Raw genomic sequence first — 2,668 nt, 5'->3', positions numbered from 1 at the left:
AAAATAGTTTATGTCCTAAACTAGATGCCGTCAAATAAAACGACCGACGAAGTAGGCTCCTCATCGGTCGTTTTGATACGTAAAGGTATAGAATGTGAGGATTTGTCCTTCCCATTCCATTTGCCGCACCTCGTCCTCACGAGCAAAGCCGGCACATCGTAGAACGTGTTGGGACGCGACATTATCAGTCGTCGTCTCGGCAATCAGTCGATTGAGTTTAGGCAAATCAAATGTGAGCAATTGCTGCAGGGCCGCCGTGGCGTATCCGCGACCTCCATATTCGGCCCCGATTCGATAACCGACTTCCCCGGTCTCGTCATCCACATGATGGACGTTCAGGCGCCCGACGATTCTGTCGTCGTACCAAATCAAATAGTAGTAGCCAACTCCGTTCGCTTGTTCGGTCAAGAGGCGCTTTAACGCCTGACGGAACGATTCCGGTTCATAATACGCGTCCCCTCGGCTCGGGACGTAACGCTCGAAATACGTACGATTCTCGCACTCGAACGCGTACAGCAACACCTCATCTTGAAGACGGATCGCCTTTACGCTCAACCGACCCATGTGATCAGCGCCTCCTCATTTCGTGCCGCCTGTTTGAAGACACGCTTCAGCTCGTCGAACTGTTCGAGCAAATACAGTTTTTCTCTGGTCCCCATCCATTTTCAAACGGATACAGTTCTTGCTCGTTCATCGTGGCCGCATCATAACGTGCTTCGAGCGCACTCAGTTCGATGAAGTGGAGCCGCTCCGCCAAATCGTACACTTCGGCTGACGTCAAATACGCCATTCCTGTCTCCTCGTCAATAACGTCTCCGCCGAACACGGCTTTTCCGAGCGAGTGGCGGTCAATCGCGTCTAAGTCCGTCTCCCCGGTCAATAAAAAGTAGAGGCCATGCCATGCCTTGTCGATATCCGTTTGCCGCTCCTCGTCGTCCAATAGTTCCTCAACTTGATTCGAATCGAGAAGCACTCCCGCCAACTCATCCTCCGATACCCGCATATACGCGCCAACCAATCCCATCCATGATTCCCCTCTCCAATTCGTATGTCTGACTATTCGGCGTATGCATGAAAAAAACCTTCCGAAGAAGGTTTAGCGTATCGCTTCGGCAACGCGGAGTCCTGAGACGTACGCACTCTCGAATCGCGTTCGGCCCGCGGCGTCGTCCGGTTCGAGAAAGACGTCACCGGCCAGATAAATTTGGTCGTTCACTTGATAGAACGGCTCGGGCCAGACGTCGGTCGCCTGGGCATAGCGCCACCGTTTCAACTGTCTCGATTGAATCGCCGCCGTTCCGGTCACTGTTGTCAGCAGCCGCTCAATCTCTTGAAGCGTTTCTTCATCCGGCCGTTCGTACCAATCCTCGCTCCACGACTCATCCATATAGACGCTGACAATTTCCGTCGCCGAGATACCTTTTTGACGGTTGTTGATGACTTTCAATAACCCTGACGCCAACTCTGCGTCTAGGATGCCATCTTCTCCAATCATTGTGCCGCTCGCAACCTCGAATAGGCCAACGAACGTCGGGGCGTACGTCAGTTCACGTAACGCCGCGTCGACCGGTAACTCGCCCAACAACTCGAACGTCTGAGGCAATGGTGACGTGATGAGAAGGCGGTCATAGTGCCGCGTCGTGACATCCGTTTGGACGCTGACCTTATCATCTCCTATCGTGACCTCCTCGGCCCGCTCGTTCAAATGGACGGTCAATCCGTCGGCCAATCGTTTGGCCAAGGCGTTCATGCCATCGACCACGATATATCGTGGATACGGGTCGGCGTACCAGACGCGGACCCATTCGCGTAAGACCCAGTCAGCGACGTCTCGCTCGAGTGCCTCTCCGCGTACGGTGAAGTAGACGGCACCATGATCGGCTTTCCCGTCGCCGATTCGGCGTGTCGCTAGACGTCCCCGACGCTCCGGCTCTTCTCAATCAGTTCGACCGTATGTCCGTGGCGCACGAGCTCGCGTGCTGCGATGATCCCGCTCAGCCCGGCCCCGATGATTCCAAATTTCATCTGTATCCCCCTCTTTCAGAAAAATTGTATCATGCCCGTAGCGGTGCCGCCGGTCTCGATGCGCTTCACGCCGATCGGTTCCACTGCTCGTCATACGCCTGACGCGCGTCTTCATACATGATGGCGAACCGGCTGACGACAAACGGGCGGATGAGTGCCGTCGCCACTAACAAGGATGAGGCAGCGAGTAGGACAGAATCGAAACGGTAGAAGAGTGTCAATCCGATTACGTATATCGGTATAAACGGCAAAATCAGTTTGAACGCATCCCATTTCTGTTCGCGCATCAAGTCACGTGATTTCGTGATGGACTCTCGCACCGACAACTCCGGTTCATCGCGCAAAATAAAGTACGTGAACGCATATGAGAAATACTTGATAATCCCAGGCACGATGAAGAGGAGGCTCCATAATAATTGATACACCGTCAATACAATCGTGGCCGCTAAAATGTTTGTCATACCGTCTTCGCATCGGATGAAAGAGATCGCTGAATTGTGTGCCTTGTCCTCGTACTGTATCCAACAACACCCAGTGATAGCCAACCACAATCGGGTAAAGCATGAACGAAACGAGAATACTGCTAATCAACACGAATCCAGTGACGAGGAGCGTGTCTGCTTTCGCTCCGTAAAACGTCGGA

General features: G+C 53.3%; 5 protein-coding genes and 2 pseudogenes. All 7 read right to left on the bottom strand.

Translation table 11 applies throughout. The features are described from left to right. Positions 1-60: 60 nt before the first annotated feature. Entirely contained in the window at positions 61-564 is a 504-nt protein-coding gene (locus tag B9Z54_RS21890) for a GNAT family N-acetyltransferase (protein WP_113930478.1), read from the bottom strand. Between the two features lie 46 nt (positions 565-610). After that, positions 611-1,024, bottom strand: a complete 414-nt coding sequence (locus tag B9Z54_RS21885) for a DUF1877 family protein (RefSeq protein ID WP_113930477.1) — start codon at positions 1,022-1,024, stop codon at positions 611-613. A 72-nt stretch (positions 1,025-1,096) separates the two neighbouring features. Further along, entirely contained in the window at positions 1,097-1,762 is a 666-nt protein-coding gene (locus B9Z54_RS21880) for an FAD-dependent oxidoreductase (protein WP_240190060.1), read from the bottom strand. Between the two features lie 146 nt (positions 1,763-1,908). Next, on the bottom strand, positions 1,909-2,025 hold the full coding sequence (locus tag B9Z54_RS25955; RefSeq protein WP_240190059.1) for an NAD(P)-binding protein: 117 nt from the start codon (positions 2,023-2,025) through the stop codon (positions 1,909-1,911). A 65-nt stretch (positions 2,026-2,090) separates the two neighbouring features. Further along, the gene (locus B9Z54_RS25950) at positions 2,091-2,276 is read right to left on the bottom strand and encodes a hypothetical protein (RefSeq protein ID WP_240190058.1); all 186 of its coding nucleotides are present in this window, start codon (positions 2,274-2,276) and stop codon (positions 2,091-2,093) included. A gap of 18 nt (positions 2,277-2,294) precedes the next feature. Further along, positions 2,295-2,417, bottom strand: a pseudogene (locus tag B9Z54_RS26775) (DUF975 family protein); the annotation flags it as partial. Continuing rightward, a pseudogene (locus B9Z54_RS25945) lies at positions 2,359-2,668 on the bottom strand (hypothetical protein); the annotation flags it as partial. The pseudogenes B9Z54_RS26775 and B9Z54_RS25945, both read right to left, overlap by 59 nt.

Origin of the sequence: Bacillus sp. P14.5 (assembly GCF_003316765.1) — a bacterium.
GTDB lineage: Bacteria > Bacillota > Bacilli > Bacillales > Bacillaceae_B > Rossellomorea.
The sequence above is the reverse complement of the archived record's forward strand: the minus strand, read 5'-3'. Positions and strand labels throughout refer to the sequence as shown.

Bases quoted from the DNA above. Each gene is read 5' to 3' on its own strand.
- B9Z54_RS21890 (WP_113930478.1), bottom strand. From the start codon at position 564: ATGGGTCGGTTGAGCGTAAAGGCGATCCGTCTTCAAGATGAGGTGTTG.
- B9Z54_RS21885 (WP_113930477.1), bottom strand. From the start codon at position 1,024: ATGGGATTGGTTGGCGCGTATATGCGGGTATCGGAGGATGAGTTGGCG.
- B9Z54_RS25955 (WP_240190059.1), bottom strand. From the start codon at position 2,025: ATGAAATTTGGAATCATCGGGGCCGGGCTGAGCGGGATCATCGCAGCA.